General features: G+C 62.3%; 21 protein-coding genes and 2 pseudogenes. 11 read left to right on the forward strand and 12 right to left on the reverse strand.

Annotated features, from left to right (window positions below; translation table 11 throughout):
- The coding region (locus J2751_RS13555) for a helix-turn-helix transcriptional regulator (protein ID WP_209486789.1) at nt 1-392 on the reverse strand (392 nt) is incomplete at its 3' end.
- Nucleotides 393-1,116: 724 nt separating this feature from the next.
- On the opposite strand from J2751_RS13555, the gene orc4 reads away from it, so the two are divergent.
- Nucleotides 1,117-2,349, forward strand: coding sequence for a DNA replication protein Orc4 (gene orc4, locus J2751_RS13560; protein ID WP_050032689.1), 1,233 nt, complete (start codon nt 1,117-1,119; stop codon nt 2,347-2,349).
- Between the two features lie 139 nt (nt 2,350-2,488).
- Here the strand turns inward: orc4 and J2751_RS13565 are convergent.
- Together J2751_RS13565 and J2751_RS13570 are read right to left on the reverse strand one after the other, a co-directional pair.
- Nucleotides 2,489-2,857, reverse strand: a pseudogene (locus tag J2751_RS13565) (DNA polymerase domain-containing protein); the annotation flags it as partial.
- Between the two features lie 118 nt (nt 2,858-2,975).
- Nucleotides 2,976-3,411: pseudogene (locus J2751_RS13570) on the reverse strand (low molecular weight phosphatase family protein).
- Between the two features lie 189 nt (nt 3,412-3,600).
- Between J2751_RS13570 and J2751_RS13575 the strand changes: the two are divergent.
- Entirely contained in the window at nt 3,601-4,023 is a 423-nt protein-coding gene (locus J2751_RS13575) for an arsenate-mycothiol transferase ArsC (RefSeq protein ID WP_379778120.1), read from the forward strand.
- A 46-nt stretch (nt 4,024-4,069) separates the two neighbouring features.
- On the opposite strand, the gene hcsS is transcribed toward J2751_RS13575, so the two are convergent.
- From hcsS to J2751_RS15625, 6 genes are all read right to left on the reverse strand, one after another.
- The gene (gene hcsS, locus J2751_RS13580; protein WP_209486793.1) at nt 4,070-4,291 is read right to left on the reverse strand and encodes a halo-CC-star protein HcsS; all 222 of its coding nucleotides are present in this window, start codon (nt 4,289-4,291) and stop codon (nt 4,070-4,072) included.
- Nucleotides 4,282-4,698, reverse strand: coding sequence for a halo-CC-star protein HcsL (hcsL, locus tag J2751_RS13585; RefSeq protein ID WP_209486795.1), 417 nt, complete (start codon nt 4,696-4,698; stop codon nt 4,282-4,284). Before hcsL ends, hcsS begins: the two co-directional genes overlap by 10 nt.
- Nucleotides 4,695-6,647: an arsenical pump-driving ATPase gene (gene arsA, locus J2751_RS13590; RefSeq protein ID WP_209486797.1), complete on the reverse strand. Its 1,953-nt coding sequence runs from the start codon at nt 6,645-6,647 to the stop codon at nt 4,695-4,697. The genes hcsL and arsA overlap by 4 nt, the downstream gene beginning before the upstream one ends.
- A 3-nt stretch (nt 6,648-6,650) precedes the next feature.
- A complete protein-coding gene (arsD, locus tag J2751_RS13595; protein WP_209486799.1) occupies nt 6,651-6,980 on the reverse strand; it encodes an arsenite efflux transporter metallochaperone ArsD in 330 nt (109 codons plus the stop codon).
- A 98-nt stretch (nt 6,981-7,078) separates the two neighbouring features.
- Complete coding sequence (locus J2751_RS13600; protein ID WP_209486801.1) at nt 7,079-7,240, reverse strand: hypothetical protein; 162 nt, start codon at nt 7,238-7,240, stop codon at nt 7,079-7,081.
- The gene (locus J2751_RS15625) at nt 7,237-7,575 is read right to left on the reverse strand and encodes a cupin domain-containing protein (protein WP_245202819.1); all 339 of its coding nucleotides are present in this window, start codon (nt 7,573-7,575) and stop codon (nt 7,237-7,239) included. Before J2751_RS15625 ends, J2751_RS13600 begins: the two co-directional genes overlap by 4 nt.
- Before the next feature lie 271 nt (nt 7,576-7,846).
- On the opposite strand from J2751_RS15625, the gene J2751_RS13610 reads away from it, so the two are divergent.
- Nucleotides 7,847-8,239, forward strand: a complete 393-nt coding sequence (locus tag J2751_RS13610; protein WP_209486805.1) for an ArsR/SmtB family transcription factor — start codon at nt 7,847-7,849, stop codon at nt 8,237-8,239.
- A gap of 512 nt (nt 8,240-8,751) precedes the next feature.
- A complete protein-coding gene (locus J2751_RS13615) occupies nt 8,752-9,192 on the forward strand; it encodes a RidA family protein (protein ID WP_345777158.1) in 441 nt (146 codons plus the stop codon).
- 177 nt (nt 9,193-9,369) lie between these two features.
- Here J2751_RS13615 and J2751_RS13620 read toward each other — a convergent pair whose 3' ends face one another.
- Complete coding sequence (locus J2751_RS13620; RefSeq protein WP_209486808.1) at nt 9,370-9,840, reverse strand: DUF7282 domain-containing protein; 471 nt, start codon at nt 9,838-9,840, stop codon at nt 9,370-9,372.
- 275 nt (nt 9,841-10,115) lie between these two features.
- Between J2751_RS13620 and J2751_RS13625 the strand changes: the two genes are divergently transcribed.
- Together J2751_RS13625 and mobB are read left to right on the forward strand one after the other, a co-directional pair.
- Nucleotides 10,116-10,445 carry an ArsR/SmtB family transcription factor gene (locus tag J2751_RS13625; protein WP_209486809.1) on the forward strand — a complete coding sequence of 110 codons (330 nt, stop codon included), beginning with the start codon at nt 10,116-10,118 and terminating at the stop codon, nt 10,443-10,445.
- Between the two features lie 111 nt (nt 10,446-10,556).
- Entirely contained in the window at nt 10,557-11,018 is a 462-nt protein-coding gene (gene mobB / locus J2751_RS13630) for a molybdopterin-guanine dinucleotide biosynthesis protein B (protein ID WP_209486810.1), read from the forward strand.
- Nucleotides 11,019-11,082: 64 nt separating this feature from the next.
- Here the strand turns inward: mobB and J2751_RS13635 are convergent, their stop codons facing one another.
- On the reverse strand, nt 11,083-11,418 hold the full coding sequence (locus J2751_RS13635; protein ID WP_209486811.1) for a carboxymuconolactone decarboxylase family protein: 336 nt from the start codon (nt 11,416-11,418) through the stop codon (nt 11,083-11,085).
- 319 nt (nt 11,419-11,737) lie between these two features.
- Between J2751_RS13635 and nrfD the strand changes: the two genes are divergently transcribed.
- The 5 genes from nrfD (at nt 11,738) to J2751_RS13660 (ending at nt 18,536) form a co-directional block, all read left to right on the forward strand.
- Entirely contained in the window at nt 11,738-12,988 is a 1,251-nt protein-coding gene (gene nrfD, locus J2751_RS13640; protein WP_209486812.1) for an NrfD/PsrC family molybdoenzyme membrane anchor subunit, read from the forward strand.
- Complete coding sequence (locus tag J2751_RS13645; protein ID WP_209486814.1) at nt 12,981-13,802, forward strand: 4Fe-4S dicluster domain-containing protein; 822 nt, start codon at nt 12,981-12,983, stop codon at nt 13,800-13,802. The genes nrfD and J2751_RS13645 overlap by 8 nt, the downstream gene beginning before the upstream one ends.
- Before the next feature lie 4 nt (nt 13,803-13,806).
- Nucleotides 13,807-16,533, forward strand: a complete 2,727-nt coding sequence (locus J2751_RS13650) for a molybdopterin-dependent oxidoreductase (protein ID WP_209486815.1) — start codon at nt 13,807-13,809, stop codon at nt 16,531-16,533.
- A gap of 120 nt (nt 16,534-16,653) precedes the next feature.
- Nucleotides 16,654-17,352, forward strand: a complete 699-nt coding sequence (locus J2751_RS13655) for a TorD/DmsD family molecular chaperone (protein WP_209486817.1) — start codon at nt 16,654-16,656, stop codon at nt 17,350-17,352.
- Complete coding sequence (locus J2751_RS13660) at nt 17,349-18,536, forward strand: Mrp/NBP35 family ATP-binding protein (RefSeq protein ID WP_209486819.1); 1,188 nt, start codon at nt 17,349-17,351, stop codon at nt 18,534-18,536. The genes J2751_RS13655 and J2751_RS13660 overlap by 4 nt, the downstream gene beginning before the upstream one ends.
- 9 nt (nt 18,537-18,545) lie before the next feature.
- On the opposite strand, the gene J2751_RS13665 is transcribed toward J2751_RS13660, so the two are convergent.
- Nucleotides 18,546-19,106 (reverse strand): hypothetical protein, encoded by a 561-nt coding sequence (locus tag J2751_RS13665; RefSeq protein WP_209486821.1) that lies wholly within the window; start codon nt 19,104-19,106, stop codon nt 18,546-18,548.
- Between the last annotated feature and the right edge of the window lie 150 nt (nt 19,107-19,256).

A 19,256-nucleotide genomic window follows, 5' to 3' on the forward strand; every position in this document is an offset into this window, starting at 1 on the left:
GCAGTCTCGTACCGTTTGATGTCCTTGGTTTTCTCCACGCGGCCGTAGATCTCTTGAAGTGTGTCTTGTGCCCGGTAGAGCTTGTGCTCTTCAAGAAACTGCCGACCACTCTCACTGATCCCGTAGAACTTGTACGGCAAATCGTTCTGCCGGCGGTCATCCGGCAGGAGCACTTCCTTGACGATACCGGCGTCGACGAGCTGCTGGAGGTGCTGGCGAATCGTCGTCTGGCTCTTGCTCGGGTTGACGTAGTCGAGCTCTTTCAGCGTCGGTAGTTCCGACGGATGTCCGAGGATGTCCTGGAGGAGCGCGAAGCGCGTCTCTTGGGTGACGACGTTGAGCCGCTTCCGGACAGACTCCAACTCGCTTGGCGGGTGATCGGACGTTCTCATTACTTCGCTGTTCGGGTGGTACGTGCAAAGGCGTTTCGCTGATATGCGAATTGGTTTTGAACGAATTGGCCTATGATGAGGTCGCCACAGTAAAACTTGATGAGGGAGGACACCCACCCCACGTTTCCGTCGTAACTGGATGTGGGTGGAGCGGGTGCGGCTGATTTCGAAGGGACCACACCCCCCGCGTTTCCGTCGTTTCTCCACGACGGCGTAGGGAGAGGCTAGGATTAGTACAATACAGCCGCTAATTATGTTGACCTAGAAACAATCTAGAGATGAACTAACTTTTGGAACACTTAGATTAAAGTAGTATGGCTGAGAAGCGGTCATTAAGTTTACTTCGGCAGACGAGGGGGCGAAGTACTTCGCCCCCTCAGATGAAACAATCCTTTTCAGCTGCTTCTATAGACGGCCAGCTTTGGATGGCTAGGCCGCTCTCGTCTTTGGTATCTCGTTGTGGACGTCTTCTTCGAGTCCCCTCCCCACCTGTTCAGTGATTACGACGGAAACGTGGGGTGTGTGGGTTCGGGGTTCGAGATCGAGGAGACGCTTCCGTCTACGGGTTTCCTATCGCACGTCGGAAACGCGGCTATATTGTTAGCAATCCAATTCCGCCGAATTACGTCCTTTTCCCGCTGATATCGGACAAGGAACGTCGGAAACGTGGGGTAGTGTTCTCCACTAGATTTATACTCCCCCCGCTCACACCGTGTGATATTCAATGACGCCCGACTCTTCACCCAGTTCTGTCGACGATCCACTCTTTGAATCCGGGCATCGTATCTTCGCGAACAAGGATCTCCTGAAAATCGGCCACGTTCCGGAAGCTGACCGGATCGTCGGTCGTGACGAGGAAATCTCGAAACTCGCGAAACGTCTCAATGGTGCTGTCCACGGGTACTCTCCGGAAAACGTGATGATCTACGGGAAAACTGGGACCGGCAAATCTCTCGTTTCAAAACACGTCTGTCAACGAGCTCAAAATGCCGCTCAGGATGGCGTCGAGATTGGAACAGCGTATATTGACTGTGCAGAAGACAATACCGAGACCCAAGCAATCTCCTCACTTGCCGCGAAGCTGAACGATGAATCTTCGACTGGAATCTCTGTCCCCCATACTGGCCTCAGTACGTCGAAATACTACAAACTCCTCTGGAAGACGCTCGACGCTCAATTCGATTCTGTGATCATCATCTTGGATGAGATCGACTTGATGAACGACGACAGCGTGCTGATGAAGCTCTCGCGCGCTGAGGAGGCGGGGAAAATCGACTGTAGTATCGGTGTCATCGCGATCAGCAACAAGATCCAATACGTCGACAGCGTGAACGAGCGCGTGAAAAGCAGCTTCCAACACAAGGAACTGTTCTTCAAGCCATACGACGCCAACCAGCTCCGGGAGATTATGTTCAACCGCGAGGATGCCTTCCAGGACGGCGTCCTTTCTGAGGACGTGATTCCGCTCTCGGCTGCCTTCGCTGCTCAGGAACACGGCGATGCTCGGAAGGCGATCGATATTCTTCGCCACGCCGGGGAGGTCGCCTACGAGGCCGAAGCAGAGCAAGTGGCGGAGGAACACGTTCGCCAGGCACAGCAACACGCCGAAAAGGACCGGTTCAGAGAACTCGTGAACGGCGCACCCACGCAGGCGAAGGCGGCGTTGCTGGCGCTCACGGAACTGAGTGTCAACAGCAATGACGATGCTTTCCTCACGAGCCGGGTGTACGACCAGTACGAACGGATCTGTAACCATCTCGATATGGACATCCTCTCCGTCCGTCGGTTCCGCGACATCCTGAAAGAGCAAGCCTTCCTCGGGGTTGTCGAAATCGAGAAGATCAACAAGGGAAGTGCGGGCGGCATCCACCTCCAGAACCGACTCATTGAAGATCCCCATGTCGTCCGCGAAACGATCCTCGAGGACAGCCGGATGCAGGACTGGACTCGCGAATAGTGACCCCCTACTACTGAGTGGGTGCGGACGACGGAAATCTGGGGTGGGGCGTAAGGAAACGACGGAAACGAGGGGGGTCCAAAATTACGTCGGAAACGTGGGGTTGGATCGAAACGACGGAAACCAGGGGTGGGGACCACTACGACAATTTGTCGGTGGCTCCGAACGAGCTCAAAACGGCGTCCCTCTCACCGGAGAGCTCTCGCCGAATGTCGGATCGGTCCCACCCGAGCGGTGAAAGCACGCTCTCGACAGCTCTGACGAGTTGCGTCTCGTAGTACGACACATCGTACGAATCCATCTCTTCGTGGGCGAGGGCGACACGCTCTCGCGAGGATTTCTCGTCGTCGACGACCACGTACTCGATATCCTGACCCGGGTGGATTGCTAGATCTTGATCGCGAGCCCGTGTCAAGGCCGCCACGTTCTGGGTATTCTGCGAGTACCCTTTCAAGGGCTTGGAGACACGATTCCGTTCGACGAGCCGCTCCACTGCTACGGTACCCGCCTCATAACTTCCGAGGATGGATCTCATGCGTGCCTTTGTTTTCTCACAAAAAGCTTGATTAAAACCTCGCTAAATCAATAACAGTCCGTCATTCGAGTACCGCTCCAGCAGGCTTGTTTCACTGTGAACTGTTGGCGTGAACTTCGTCGAACAAGTCTGTAACCCGTTGTTCGATATTGTTTCGAATCACACGGACCTGATCGAGATCTTGGCCATCAGGATCTGTTAGCGCCCAGTCGCGAACATCTATCTCTTCAGCATCGAGTTCGAGTGTCGAACAGCCCATTGTGGCGACGACGTCACATGATTCGAGCTCAGTCGTTGAGACTTCTCGGGGGGACTCGATCCGAGAGATCGATCTCGTGGTCTTGCATGACCGTCACGACTTCGTCGTGGACGCTGTCGGCGGGGTGAGTACCACCGGTAATGATCTCAACACTGTCTTCGAGTCCACGACGGTCACGCTCGCGTTCGGCAAACGCTGTCGCCATCTGACTGCGACCAGCATTCTGTACACAAACGAATCCTAGAGTAACCGGCAAATTATCGCTCATAAACAGCAGAATCGATGCTGTCGACTTGAGACCCTATATGTGATGTATATACGTCTCAATAGGTCGACACGGGTCTGAGAGTACTTCTCAAACAGTCGATCAAGAGCCGTTGTACCTGAAGTAACAGCTATACCGGTCCCACTCGCTTGTGGAGGTGTGACTGAATCCGATGAGCGGGCGGACCACCAGATCGCGTTCGTGTGTGTCCAAAACGCAGGACGGAGCCAAATGGCGGCGGCGTTCGCTGAGTGCGAGCGCGACCGTCGCGGTGTGGGCGATCAGATTACGATCGTTACCGGTGGCACACAGCCCGCGGACCACGTTCACGAGATTGTCGTCGAAGCAATGAGAGAACGAGACATCGATCTCAGCGACCGAACGCCGCGAGAGGTAACACCAGACGAGCTACAGGCGGTCGATCTCGTCGTCACGATGGGGTGTTCGGCATCGGACGTGTGCCCGGCGACGTGGAACGGCGAGAATCGCGATTGGGGGCTCGACGATCCCCACGAGCGTCCGATCGAGCAGGTTCGTGAGATCCGTGACGAGATCGAAGAACGCGTCATCGCGCTGTTCGACGAACTCCTGTCGGAGACGCCGTCCGCGGAGTGACGCGATTGGCAGAGTCGTCAGCCGAGGCGACCCCTATCGACCCCCGCTAACAGCAGCCGTCGTCGACACCGCAGACGCTCCCGTAGTCGACACCGATCTCGTCGCCGATCGCCTCGTTACACTGCATCACCATGGTGGTGAACGCGAACTCCGAGGAGGACTCTTTCGCCGCCGCGAGCTCCTCGCCGATCGCCTCGGCGGCCGTGACGACCTCTTCGTCCGTCACTTCGGACTCGCTGGCGTCCTGACCGGAAGCGCTCAACAGCATCCACCTCCGGTGGATCGCGCGAACTCCTCGCCGATCTCGTCGCTGATGGTGTCGTTCGTCCGCTGAAGCAGTTCTATCAGATCGGCCTGTGCGGCCTGCTGACGCTGGATCGTCTCGTTGTTCGACATCTCGGTCTGGAGTTGCTTCAGCTCGGCCATCACCGACTCGTCGAAGCCACCACGCTGCATCTGTTGTTGCTTTCGCTGGTACTCGCGAAGCAGCGCCATCGCGTCGTCATCGTTCTGTAACGCCTCGTCGGCCGCGACGAACTGCTGATACGTCTCAGACTCGCCGAGTGTGTCGAGGAACTCGTGGAGCACCTCCTCGACGTCGGCTTCTACGTCTTCCTCATCGGACACGCCCACGCTGTCCTCGCCCGCACCTTCCACGTCCTGTGCGTCGCTCACGAGGGCGTCACCTCCGGTGCGTCCGCTTCGACCACGTCTGCGAGTCCAGTAATCTCCTCACCGAAGGCGCTGAGTTCTTCGAGCCCGATTGGTTCATCCTGCCGGAGCGGCGCCAACATCAACGGCGCGTCGAACCGGTCTCGAATCTCTTCGAGATACTGGGCCTGCTGAGCGCGCCGATTTGCGAAGAAGGCGTTGTCGCCGTACTCCTCGGGGAGGAGGTAGTTGGCGACGACCAGCGAGGTCTCGATGCCGACCTGATCTTTGAGGTCGGCGGCGGCCCGGTAGGCTTCCATCATAGGCGTGTACTCGGGGTACATCACGAACGCGAACGTGCTCCGTTCGGGGTCTTTCATCGTCTCGATGACCTCGTCGTACTGGTCGCCTTTGGCGGGGGCAGCCCCCTTCGTCAGCGAGCCGAGGTCCATGAACCCCTTCCAGTCGGAGGGAAGTTCGAGCAAGCGAAGGGTGTGGCCTGTCGGCGCCGTGTCGAAGACGACCACGTCGTAGCCGTCCTCGTCGAAGTAGCTCACGAACTTTTCGAGCGCGGCCATCTCCTCGGCACAGGGCGATTCCAGTTCCTCTTCGACGTTCGCGATCGCGGCGTCGACGTCGATCTGCGTGTCCTCTTTGTCCTCGTACATCTCGGTGACGTGGTCGAGGACTTGCTCGCGGTACTCCGCAAGCGCTTTTTCTTGGTCGATCCGCGCCGCGTCGAGGTTCTCCTGGCCGACCGAGGTGGGTTCGTGGCCCACGGGCTCACCGAAGATGTCCTCTAAGTGCGCGGCCGGATCGGTCGTGACGACGAGCGTCTCGTGGCCCGCCTCGGCAAGTTTCGTCGCCGCCGTCGAGGCGATCGTACTCTTGCCGACGCCGCCTTTCCCGGTGAAGAAGAGGTACTGCGTCTCGTCACCCGGTGTGAGCTGATCGACGACCGCGTCACGGTCCGTCATCGATTCGAAGTCGACCGCGCCGTCAACATCGACATCAGTTGCGGTTCCGACGTCGACGGTTGCCTCCGTGCCGTCGTAGAGGACACCGCCCACGTCCGCGAGCAGGTCGAGGCCGGCAATCTCGCCCGGCTGGAGCGGGTACGTCGCCGTCGCGTCCGCGTCGAACTCCTCGCGGACGCGCTCTATGACGGCCTGTTCGTCCGCGCGCTTCCCCTTGAAGAAGGGATCCTCGCACACCGACTCTGGGAGGTAGCCGTTGAGGATCAACAGCTGCGACTCGATCCCGAGGTCGCCGAGGTCGCTCGCGCTGCGTTCGATCTCGTCGATCGAGGAGTCCTCCGGCTTGCCGACGAAGGCGAAGGAAGTGCGCTCGTCGTCCTGGAGCGTGTCGATCGCGCGCTCGTAATCCTGTTTTTTGTCCTCCATCGAGGCCGCCGGCCCGATACACGTCGAGCCGCCCTTCTCGAGTTCGGCGTTCCAGTCGGAGGGGAGCTCCATCAGCCGGATGGTGTGGCCCGTCGGTGCCGTGTCGAAGACGACGACGTCGTACTCGGGGCTGTCCATGAAGTCGACGAAGTTGTCGAACGCGGCGATCTCCTCGACGCAAGGACTGTTGAGCTGCTCTTCGACGGTCTCGATCGCCTCATCGTCGAGCAGCTCCCGCATCGGTTCGATCGTCTCCTGTCGGTACTCCTCGGCGGCCGTATCGGGGTCGATCTCGATCGCCGAGAGGTTGTCGACGCCGTCGATCGCGGTGACCTCGTGGCCGATTGTCTGCCCGAAGATGTCCGAGAGGTTCGGCGCGGGGTCGGTCGTCACGAGAAGCGTGTTGTAATCGTTGTCGGCGAGCCACGTCGCGGTCGCACAGCTCACGGTGCTCTTCCCGACGCCGCCCTTCCCGCTGAAGAAGACGAACTCGGTGTCGTCGCCGCTCGGTTCGACTACCTCACGCGCGCTCGTCGCCGTCGGCTCCGCCGACTGCTCTATCTGTGACATCTATTAGGCCTCCTGTGGGGTGGGGTTTCCGTCGATAGCGGCGGTCAGTTCGTCGTACGAGAGGTACTCCCCCTCGGCGACGATCTCGTCGTCGACGACCGTGATCGGGAGGATCGAGGGGCCGTTCTCCTGAACGCGGTCGTAGATCCGCTGCGTTTCGAGGAACTGGTCGATGTTGTGCTGCATGTTCGCCCGGCTGACCTCGAGGTCGTCGAACGCGTCCTCGAGCTGGTCGAGCGCCGCGCTGACCTCGACGAGTTCGTCGTCGGGATCGGGGCCGCAGACGCCGGTGGAGCAACACATCGCTTCTTCGTACAGAGTGAGTTCGGTCATCGTGTGGAGTTGGGTCGGCTGTGGTCGTCTGAACTATCGTTCGCAACGGGGCGTGACGCCGACGTGTCCCCTTGCGACCGATTCAATTGAACAAATTCTCATACGATTATAAGCCCTTCGATCGGGTGAAGCCCCTCCACGTCGATCGGCTGTCTCCGCGTCGCCCGCGCGATCGGGAGCCCCCGCGTCGACCGCGTGATCGGGAGCCCCTGCGTCGACCGCGTGATCGGGAGCCCGGCGGGCTCGAGAGCCGGCGTCACCCGATAAAGCCGTTCGTCGCCCACGATCCCGGTTCGTCGGCACACGTCGCCGTTCGGCACTGTGACGCCGGTGCGCTGACGAGGACGAACGCGCTCTCGACGTCACCGTTTCGTATCTGACGCGTCGCCGTCGGCGAGATCCAGACGGCGTCACCGGTCTCGAGTTCGACGGACTCGTCGTCGATAACGACCGTGGCTTCCCCCTCCAAGAGCACGTATATCTCCTCGTGGTCGTCCGCGGCGTGGTCGTGCGGTTTGCTCCGCCACCCGGGCTCACAGCGGGCGATCGACACGCCGACCTGCTGGCTATCGAGTGAGTCGGTGAGCGGTCGCATCGCGCCCGAAACGGGCTCGATATCGGTGTAGTTGACTCGCTTGTAGGACTCTGTCACGCCGAACACCCCGACCGCCGGGAGGCAGACTCGGGTACGACGGCGCTCTCGGTTACCGTTGGAGTCGCCAGCGATCGACGGGTGTTCGCCGAAATGTCTTTGTCTCGCATGCGAGTGTATAGATGAACGATCGCTATATCGTTTTCGCTGGTCGCCGCCCACGTCGGGACGGCACTCCATAACGCTTAATCTCACATCAGTTCAACCGTTCCGTATGTCATCGACCGATCGACTGCGACGGTACGTCACCGACGAGTGCGGTTCCTGTACCGACGAAGACCTGTCCGAGCGGCTGGCGGAGCTGGAAGCGTTAAACGAGGCCGCCGGCGGATCGGACGTGGAGAGCGACGTCGAACTGCTGTCGGCGCTCGGCAACGAGACGCGGTACAAGATCGTCCGAATGCTACACGCGGCCGAGGGTGAACTGTGCGTGTGTGAGCTCTCGCCGCTGTTAGACGTGAGCGACAGCGCGATCAGCCACGCCCTCTCGAAGCTCACCGACGCCGGTCTCGTCACCCGCCGGAAAGACGGAAAGTGGCGAATGTACCGCGCCACGCCGCGCGCGAACGCCGTCCTCGTCGCGCTCGACGGGTCGCGGTCTTTATAAACAGAGCTGCGCCGGCTCACCGCCCGGTGGAATCGCCGCTCCACGTCGCGGGGCTTCCGGAGGTGTGACGCAACTATCGACTGCGGAGCGTTCAGTACGGCCGCTAACTCGCAGGAGGGCAAGGCGAAATCTCACGACTTCAATCGTGGGTCACTAACAAGCGCACAGTTCGCCCTCTTTCCGAGCAGTCGATTGCCCCTCGACATACGAATCGATAGCTCTCTACCCGACCTGCGATATTCAAGTAAATTTTCAACCGTGACTGTAGCCTCAACCGATACAACAGACTGCGTAACCGATTCGAGAATGACGAGGTCTACGGAACTGAGACGACGCTGTATTTGAGTATGTCCGTGATTTTCGCCGCTGTATGCCGAATGACTGTTCTGTAGTACGGTTGCTTATTCTCATTTGCCACTGACACGTGAGGATACAATCGTTGCTGTCGCGCAGTTAGCCGATCGAAGTTCTCTTTAACGATTAAGGTAATACTAAATTGTATGCCGCAGCAGATGACCGGCCGAGACACTCCAACGGACCGCGAAACTGAGATATCTGTCGACGGGACGCTGAGCGAAGAGAGCAGGCGCCAGCGCGACGGCGGGGACAACATCGGCGCGTTCGGAATGCGGACCGGCGAGTCGGACCTGGTCTTCTTCCAGGGTATCCTCCCGGAGATCAACGGGGACGTAAAAGGATCAGCGCCGATCGACGAGCAGATCGAGATGTGTCTCGACCGACTCGAACTGATGCTCGAAAACTGCAACGCGTCTCTCGACAGCGTGATGAAAGTCGAGATTCAGCTCGCGGACACGGACAGGGCGGAAGCGGTCGACCGGGCGTACGAGTCGCGGTTCGACGACGTCGCGTTCCCGCCGCGGACCGTCGTCGGCGTCTGTTCGTTGCCCGGCGGTGCCGATGTGCAGCTCGACGTGATCGCGGCCGAGGAGTGACCCTGGTCGGGAGCCGGTTTCGTCGGCTTTGTTGAAACCCCGATTGTGACCGGTTTCCGCAGTCGTGCCGAATGCAGCGCGCGACTCTTGTAGATCACTCTCCAGAACGTCTTCGAGCCCCTCGGACATGGTCTGGAGTTAGACCTGAACGACCCCGGTGGAAACGCATCGCCGGCGCTATCGGGACCGGCCGGGGGAGATAAACTTGACGTCGGCTTTCTCGCGGACCTCCGGTGGGCACTCCTTTTGGTCACCGTCGTCTACCGTGTGGATCATCGCTACCAGTTCCTCGGTCCCCGGCGCTGCAGGAACATCCGTCAGGGGTACCTTCATCCCGCCATAGTGGCCGGGATCGAGGACGTCGGTTTTGCCGTAGATCTCGTGGGTATCCGGACAACCCGACTCCGACATGTCTTCCATGTCGTGTGTGTCGTGTACCATAACGAAGCCGCGCTCGGGCAGGTCCGCGCGGGCGACCAGCACGCTCGGCTCTTTGGCATTCAGGCGGCGCGTCTGTCTGTTGAACTCGATGCGGAATTCGTCCGGATCGTGACTGGCGTTCGCTGTTCCGGTCCCGACGGCAAGCGCGACACTAGTCCCCGCCACGCTTTTCAGTAGTTGTCGACGTCGAATTGGGCGTTTTAACATGTTATCACTCCACAAGACGATGTGCGATTGTTGTAATCCAGGTAACCTATAGTTTGTGCACGATTCGACCTTCATCGCACACATGTAGAAAAGAAGTGTATTCCATACGGTGTCCGGTGTGTTTGCTGACTACAGCCTTGTATTCAGCAAACGTCTCCTACCATTTCTTGAGATTTTCGACAGATCCGTTTCGTCGTAGGTCTCGTTCGTGTCGCCTTCGGCTGTGCACCAAGACGACAGAACAGTTAATCCGGTCGCGGCGAAACGCGTCTCTCATGGCCGACGCTTCCTCTGACCCGCTCGGCGGCACGGACTTGGACGCGCTGATCGACGACGCGACGACCGCCGCCGACGTGAAGGCGCTGTCGGCGTTCGGGTACGAGACGCGCTACCGGCTCGTCCGGCTCCTCGTCGAGGCGGACGCGCCGGTCAGATTCGACGCGATCACGCCGTACGTGTCGATAAGCGACAGCGCCGTCAGCCACGCGCTGACGCTCCTCTGTGACGCCGGGCTCGTCGAGAAGCAGAAGGACGGTCGCTCGCGGAGCTACTCGGCGACGGAGCGCGCGGAGGCGCTCGTCGACGCCCTCGATCACTCCCGATAGGGTGAACGCGGACAGAGCCCGTGATCACGCGTCAAAACTCCCCTCGGATCGTGCACTCGCCGCGTCGGCGCCAACGGATACTATTTACTGCCCGCTGAGCGAAGCGGTCGTATGAAGGTCATCGGCGTCGCCGGGCCGTCGGACTCCGGGAAGACGACCGTCGTCGAGCGTCTCGCTCGACGGCTTGACGAGCTCGGAACCGTCGCGACGGTGAAACACCTCACGCACGAGCCCGACGTCGACACGGAGGGAAAAGACACCGCCCGCCACCGCGCGAGCGGCGCGGTACACACCGTCGGCGTCACGGACGAGGGGGAGTGGTTCGCGACCGGCGAGGGCCGCGACCTCGACGACATCCTCGCCGAGTTCGACCGTCGGTACGAGTACGCGGTCGTGGAGGGGTTCAGCGGGAGCGGCCTGCCGAAGGTCGTCCTCGGCGGACGGGCGGCCGAGGGACCGGTCGTCGCGACCGCCCCGGAGGCCGACGCGCTCGACCTCGACGCGGTCGTCTCGTTCCTTCGAGACGCGCCGCCCTACGAGCCTGATACGAGTTCGGATCGCGACGAGCGGTGAGGACGGAGCTACCCCTTATAAGTCGTCATCCCGACCGGGCCGTCACTCCTCCTCGACCGGGCCGTCACTCCTCCTCGACCAGATCGTCGATCCACGTCAGCACCGCCACCGCCTGCGGGAACCCGAGCGTCGGGATCGACAGGAGCGCGACGTGCCTGAGCGCGTCCGGGTCGACCCCCTCATCCAAGGCCCGTCGAACGTGCGAGTGGACCGCGCCTTCGGAGCCGTTGCCGGCGGCCAGAGCGAGTTTCACGAGTCGCTTCGTTTCGCCGTCAATCGGGCCGGCCTCGGAGCAGGCCTTGCCGAGTTCGGCGTAGCGGTCCCACACGTCGGGGTAGTCTTCGGCGAGTTCACCCGCTGTGGACGGCAGTTCGCCCGGGTCGCTTATCTGATCGGACATAGCTAAGCGTCCGTTGGTATACAGATAAACGTCGACACTGAGTGTCACGCCGTGGGAACGCAACACCGCGGTCCGCAACAATTGCTGATTATTTTCCGTGTATGTTCTGTTATAAAACCCCACACAATACGGGTGCTTCGGGATGGAATTCTACAGTAGAGGGAACGCGATTGACGCCTTATATGGGTAGATGTTCAAGCGTTTCGTAGGGACGCACAATGGCTGCTACAATGCAACGGTCACCCAGCAATCGGTGGCACTGTCACGGTGGCGCGGAGGCATCGCCCGACGGAGACGGGCACGAGCGGAGGATGAGACAATGAGTCGTCTCGGAGGCGAATCCGCGCTACAACGCGCTCGCGACGCCGGTCCACGGGCCTACGCGTGGATCGGACTGGTCGCTCTCGGGTTGCTTATCGGGGTTTACGGTGCTCTGTTGACGCTCATCGAAGGCACGACGGTGCTCGGACTGAGCGATCAGGTACCGTGGGGGATTCTCATCTCCACGTACGTCTTCTTCGCGCTCTTGAGCACCGGCATCTGTATCGGGATCACGTCGCTGTCGAGCGTCTTCGGGATGACCACGTTTGAACCGCTCGTGAAACGAGGCGTGCTGTTGTCGCTGTTCACGCTCGCTGCGGGGGGATTGGTCATCATGGCCGGGCTCGGACAGCCGTTCCGTGCGATCCCACAGATGTTGCTCTCGCCGAATCCATCGGCCCCGATGTGGTGGATGATCGTTCTCTACTCTGTCTACGGCGGCGCGCTGGTCGCCGAGTTCTACCTACTCGATCAAGCGGAGCAACCGAGCCAACGCCTGACGCTTGCGGTCGGGGTCGTTGCGCTCGTCGCGCCGATCCTCGCCGGCGGGATGCTCGGTGCAATCTTCGGGACGGCCGAAGCCCGCCCCTACTACGGCGGGATCTTCGCGTCGGTGTACCTGCTCGTGACGGCGGTGTTCTCGGGCGTCGCGCTGCTCACGGCGGTCACGATCGTCGAGCGGCGCCTCACTGACGCGACGGCGACCGCCGTCGACGAGACGCTACTCACGGGCACGCTCGCGAAGTACCTCGGCGTCCTCGCCGGGGTCACGCTGCTTCTCACGGCGTTCAGACACGCCTACGGGCTCGTCGCGACGAACGAAGCCCTCGCACTCGCACACGAACACATGCTGTTCGGCACGCACAGCGCGTGGGCACTCGGCGTGGGCGTCGGGCTCGGGATGGTCGTTCCGTTCGCGCTCCTCGCGCTGCCGCGAACCCGGACCGTCGGCGGTGTCTTCACCGCCTCGGTCCTCGCGCTCGTCGGGCTCTTCGCGAGCCGCCTCGAGTTCGTTCTCGGCGGACAAGTTGTCGCGCTGACGAACGACCCCTCACACCAGTTCCCGCTGGTGAGCTACGCGCCGTCCGTCGCGGAGATCGCGATCGTCGTGTTCGGCTTCGCGTTGCTCGCGTTCCTCTACACGATGAGCAGGCTGCTCTTCGATCTCGACGAGCGTCCCGACCACGCAGCCACTGATATGACACATCCGAACTCGACGGCGACCCCGGAGGTGACGGACGATGACTGAGGCCGTCGATTCGCTCGACGATCAGATGGCCGCGGAACTCGACGAGACCGACCTCCAAGACGAGGGAGTCGATCTCAGCATGGTCATCGATTTACAGCGCTGTACCGGCTGCGGAGCCTGTAACATCGGCTGTGCACAGGAAAACAACCTGCAAGAGGGGCAGGCGTACTCCAGTCGGATCATCGAGACGAACGGCAAGTTCCCGAACGTCAGCTACGAGTACACGCCGACGCTGTGTAACCAATGCGACGACGCGCCGTGTGCAGAGGGGTGTCCGACGAAGGCGCTGTACAAGGGTGACGGCGGGATCACCATGCACGATCACGAGAAGTGTATCGGCTGTAAGGCGTGTATGGTCAACTGTCCGTACGACGAGATCACGCTGAATAAAGAGGATCCGCACCCGCGCTGGGAAGAGACCGACGCGTTGATCGAAAACGGAACGGCGTCGCCGAAGCAGGTCAAAGAGCGGGCCGACGTCGACGAGAACGCTCCGGCGTACTACAATCCGAACCGTGAAGTCGGTGAACACGAGCATCCGACTCGATACAAGGGCGTCGTCGAGAAGTGTAACTTCTGCGTTCACCGCCTCAACGAGGGTGAGCTCCCGCGGTGCGTGGAGGAGTGTCCCTGTGAGGCGCGGATCTTCGGCGACCTCAACGACCCGGACAGCAAGGTCAACGAGATACTCGGCAAGTACAACCCGGACGTCCTCAAGGAGGAACAGGGCACTGCACCGAGCGTGAAGTACGTCAGAGACTACAACGGCGGCGGCTACGAGCAAGGAACCGGCGAAGCGGGACTGGGTGACTGAGACAATGAGCCAACACGACACGACGAACGATACGGACGCGGACGAGGGGCGTCGATTCGGCCTGTCCGTGGGTCGCAGAGACTTCATGAAGGCGGGCGCCGTCGGCGCGGTGGCGGCAAGCATGGGTACCGGACTGACGAGCCTCGCGTCCACCGCTGAGGCCGGCGGCACCCGCGACGCCTTGGTCGAGCACACGGGAGACTGGAAGCCGAGCACGTGTGCGGGCTGTACCTCGTGGTGTTCGGCACAGATCCTCGTCGACGATCAGACCAACCGCGTGATCAGGACGCGCGGCCACGAGGACTCGAAGATCCACGGGAAAAACGACTGTCCGCGACAGGACTTGGCGATCCAACAGCTGTACGATCCCGATCGGATCACGCAGCCGATGAAGCGGACGAACCCCGAGAAAGGCAAAGACGTCGATCCGGAGTTCGAGCCGATCAGTTGGGAGGAGGCCATCGACATGCTGGCGGACGAGATCGCGGAGCTCCGGGAGAACGAGGAACCGGAGAAGTTCATGGTCACTCGCGGGCGGTACACCTACCTGCGGCCGATCCTCTACAGCTACCTCCCGCAGATCATCGGGTCACCGAACAACATCTCCCACAGCGCGATCTGTGCGGAAGCCGAGAAGTTCGGTCCGATGTACACCGAAGGCGAGTGGGCATACCGACAGTACGACGTGACCGAGAGCCGGTACGTGCTCGCGTGGGGGGCCGACCCCATCTCGACGAACCGGCAGGTGTCCCACTACTCGAACGAGTTCGGCGACCTGCTCGATCAGGCGACCGTCGCGGTCGTCGAGCCGCGGCTCTCCTCGACCGCCTCGAAGTCGGACGAGTGGCTCCCCGTCGAACCCGGACAGGACGGGGCGCTCGCCTCGGCGATGGCACACGTCATCCTTCGGGACGGACTGTGGCACCGCGAGTTCGTCGGCGAGTTCGCGGACGGAGAGAACCGCTTCGTGCCCGACAAACAGGTCGACCCCGACACGTTCGAGGAGTCCGAGAACAGCCAGGGGGTCGTCGAGTGGTGGAACGAAGAGCTGTCCGATAAGGATCCCGAGTGGGCCGCAGAGCGTGCCGGCGTCCCCGCCGACCAGATCGAGCGGGTCGCGACCGAGTTCGCCGACGCGGGCTCACGCGCGATCTCGTGGCTCGGCGGCGGACCGGTGATGCAGGTCCGCGGCAGCTACGCGGCGATGGCTATCCACGCGCTCAACGGACTCGTCGGATCGGTCGGTAACCGCGGCGGGACGCTGTACGCTCCCGGGACGGCGACCGAGGACCTTCCCGCTCCCGACGAGTACGTCGACGAGGTCGCCGAGGAAGGCCTCGACAACGAGAAGATCGACCAGCGCGGGCGCCTCGAGTTCCCCGCTCTCAAAGACGGCGAGTCCGGGGGTGGCGTCGTCACCAACAACGCGGCCGACGGAATTCTCGACGAAGACCCCAACGAGATCAAGGTGCTGATCTCGTACTGGAACAACTTCGCGTTCTCGAACCCCGAGAGCCAGCGCTGGGAAGAGGCGCTCGCGAAGATCCCGTTCCACGCGACGATCGAGACGCACGCCAGCGAGACGGCCTGGTTCGCCGACCTGATCCTGCCGGCGACCCACCACCAGTTCGAGCGGTGGGGACAGCTCAGGAGCACCGGGAACGGCTACCGGACGATCAACCTCCACACTCCCGTGCTGGCCGACGATCCGGACGATCCCGAGGATGTCCTCGAGAACGGCAGGCTGTGGGACGTCAAGACCGACGAGACGGAGATCCCGTACCTGCTCGCGGAGTCTCTGGCAGACAAGGGCTTCGACAACCTACTGGAGTTCTTCGACGAGGAGTTCCCGGATCCCGACTCCGGGACCACGCTCCGCGAAGAGTACGCCGGTGACGACTTCCGCTCCCGCGAGCTCCGTGCCCAAGCGTTCTCGCGGAACGCGATCAAGCTCCGGACGCAGCCGATGTGGGACCCCGCGTACCGCAACGGCGACTACGACTGGCCGGGCGGCGAGGAGTTCGACAGCTGGGAAGCGTTCCGCGAACGCGGCATCTGGCACACCGAAAAGTGGGAGTACCGGCACCGCTGGCCGTCGGAAGGCGGCGAGTTCGGTACCGACTCGGGCGTTTTCGAATTCGATGGGGAGACGTTGCGGAACGCGCTCGAAGGGCACGCCGATCGCCACGACACCGACGTGGATACAGTCCTCGACGTCTGTAACTACCAAGGGCGCGTCGACGACGAGGACGCTCCGAACGCGTTCGTCCCCCACTACGAGGAGCCCTACGGCATGGGAGACGCCGAATCGTACCCGTTCAAGTTCGTCGATCACAAGGACCGGCTTAACCGCGAGGGGCGGTCGGCGAACACGACGTGGCTCCACGAGTTCAGGGACGTCAACCCCGGCGATGAGCCGAACAAGGACGTCACCAAGATCAACCCCCGCGACGCAGCAGAGCTGGGGCTGGAGGACGGCGACCCAATCGTCATTCGGTCGCCCGCCGGTGAGATCGAGTCGGAGGCGAAGCTTTGGGAAGGGGTCCGCCCGGGTACCGTCGCGAAGACCTGGGGGCAGGGCCACTGGGCCTACGGACAGGTCGCGGCCGAGGAGTTCGGTGAAGCGGCTCGCGGGGGCTCTAACAACATGGTGATCGGTGCGGATTACGATCGACTCAGCGGGAGTTCGGTCTACTACGGCGACGTGCAGGTTGCGATCGAGAAGCGGTGAGCCCGGAAGTTGGCGGAGCCGACGAGGTCGGGTTACCGTGTCGCACGCCGTAGCGGTCACCGACGACGGTATTCGGCTATACCGCCGTTTTCGAGCGCAAAACCACGAGAACACTAATCTATGAGTACGACAGACACTGACGACATGGACGGAACGCTGGGAACCGACGACCGATACGCGGTGGAACGACGCCGGGCGCACACGTACGCGCTCCTCGGCGAGTGCTTCCACGAGCCGACCGAAGACCGGTTGGCCGAACTCGCTGCGGTCGACGACGAGACGGTCGCGATCGACGTGTCGGCGCTTCGAGAGGCGACGGGCGACGAGAAAGCGCTTCGGCTCGACCACGCGAAGCTGTTCGTCGGACCGTTCGAACTCGCCGCGCCGCCGTACGAGTCGGTGTACGTCGACGCCGAGGACCGGGTGATGACCGACGCCACCGAGGCCGTTCAGGCCGAATACCGTCAGGCCGGCGTCGACGTCGCCATCGACGAGCCGGCCGACCACATCGCGGCGGAGCTGGAGTTCGTCTCGCTGCTCGTCGCCACGGAAGTCGAGGCGCTGGAGGCGGGCGACGACGAGGCCGTGCGCCACTACCTCGACCGGCAGTACGAGTTCCTCTCGGACCACCTCGGCCGGTGGGTCTCGGAGATCGCCGACAACATGCGGAACGCGGCCGAGACGGAGTTTTATCAGGTGTTGGCCGACGAAACGCAGTCGTTCGTCGAGGGGGACGGACAGCGGCTCGCGAACCGGCTCAACCAGTTGGAAACGACGGACGACGACGTCGAGGCGGTACTCGGAGGTGACGAGCGATGACCGCCGACGCCGATCAGGTCCGCGAGCGGCTCCGGACCGTGGAGGACCCCGTCCTCGGGGAGGACATTGCGACGCTCGGACTGATCGACGACGTCCGCGTCGAGGACGGCGTGGCGACCGTCGCAGTTGCGTTCAACGCGCCGTACTCGGGCGACGAGAAGGCGATGGGTGACCGAATCCGCGAGGAAGTGGCGGCGCTCGGGCTCGAACCGAACGTCACCGTGAGCCTCTCGTGGGAGGACCCGGACAGCCCCCTGCCCGATGTCCGGAACGTCGTGCCGATCGCATCGGGGAAGGGGGGCGTTGGGAAGACGACAGTAGCAACGAACCTCGCGACCGCGCTCGCGGAGTCGGGGGCCCGCGTCGGCCTACTCGACGCCGACATCTACGGGCCGAACGTCCCGGGAATGATCGGAATCGAGGCCAAGCCCGGCCTGACCGAGGACGGGAAGATAATCCCGCCGGAGGCCGACGGTATCAAGCTGATGAGCATGGCGTTCCTCTCCGAGGACGACACCGACCCCGCGATGTTGCGCGGCCCGATGATCGACAAGCTGCTCTCGGAGCTCATCGAGGAGACGGACTGGGGTCACCTCGACTACCTGCTCGTGGACTTACCACCGGGGACGGGCGACGAGCAGCTCACGCTGTTACAGAACGTCCCGGTGACCGGAGCCGTCGTCGTGACGACGCCGGAGGACATCGCCTTGGAGGACGTTCGAAAGGGGATCCGGATGTTCCTCGACCGCGGGACCCCGGTCCTCGGTATCGTCGAGAACATGAGCTCGTTCCGGTGTCCGAGCTGCGGCGACGAACACGAGCTGTACGGGAGCGGCGGCGGCGCAGACGTCGCCGCGGAGTACGACGTGCCCCTGTTGGCGGAGATCCCGATGGATCCGGACATCCGGTCCGGCGGCGACGCCGACAAGCCGGTCACCGTCTTACAGGGGACGCCCGCCGCCGAGCGGTTCTTCGATCTCCGCGACCGAGTCACCGACCGGGTCGGTGCGGTCAACCGCGCCAAGCGAGCCGGCCTCGGTGCGGACAGCCCGAACTCGCCACTTGTCGCCTCGCCGGAAGCCGAGGCGGAAGCGAGTCGCACGGCGACTGGTCAACCGGGAGCGAGCGGAGGAGGCGGCGGCGGTTGCGGAGGCGGCGCAGGCGGGGGCGGCTGCGGCGACTGATCGCAGCGGTCAGCCGCTCCAGTCGATGATCTCGATATCGGTTCCGTCGACGCTGTCGGGGAAGTTGCCAATACGCTCAGTGGCCTCCGTGACGACCGCGTCGGCGACGCGGTACCGAGGCGTCTCGCCGGCGTCCGCGTGACGCACGCGGTTCCACTCGCCCGGACCCGTGTTCAACACGAGGTAGAACGTGTGGCTCACTTCGACCGCGGAGACGGCCTCGTCGAAGGAGTCGATCTGCGGCGGGCCTGCCGCCTCGCCTTCGGTCTCGTCTCCCGCCGCGTTCTCCGTCTCGTCTTCCACCTCGTCGCGTCGCTCCGCGACGAACGGAACGAGATCCGCGTTGGCGCTGGTCACCGCCATCGCGAGCGCCATCTCCGCCCCGTCGTCAGCGAATCGATCGCGGTCGAGACACTCGACGAGCCGCGGTTCGTCGTCGACAAGGACGGCTCCGAAGACGAGCCGCGCGTCTCGAAGGAGTGCGATCACTGGGTCATCGTCGGCGTTCGGTGAGTCGGCAGTGAGATCGTCGTCGGCGAGGTCGTCAACGCTCGGTGAGTCGTCGGCCATTGTGTGTCGGTTAGACACGCCGGATCAACGCTCTTTCGCTTCCCCCGTTCGGTACGATCAGATCGGCCCACCCGCGTCTTAGGGAGTCTCAGTCGCCGGATCAATAGGACGGGATCACATCCCACCCGCCGCAGGACAAATATATAAACA

The organism is Halorubrum alkaliphilum (genome assembly GCF_017873815.1).
Taxonomy (GTDB): Archaea; Halobacteriota; Halobacteria; order Halobacteriales; family Haloferacaceae; genus Halorubrum; species Halorubrum alkaliphilum.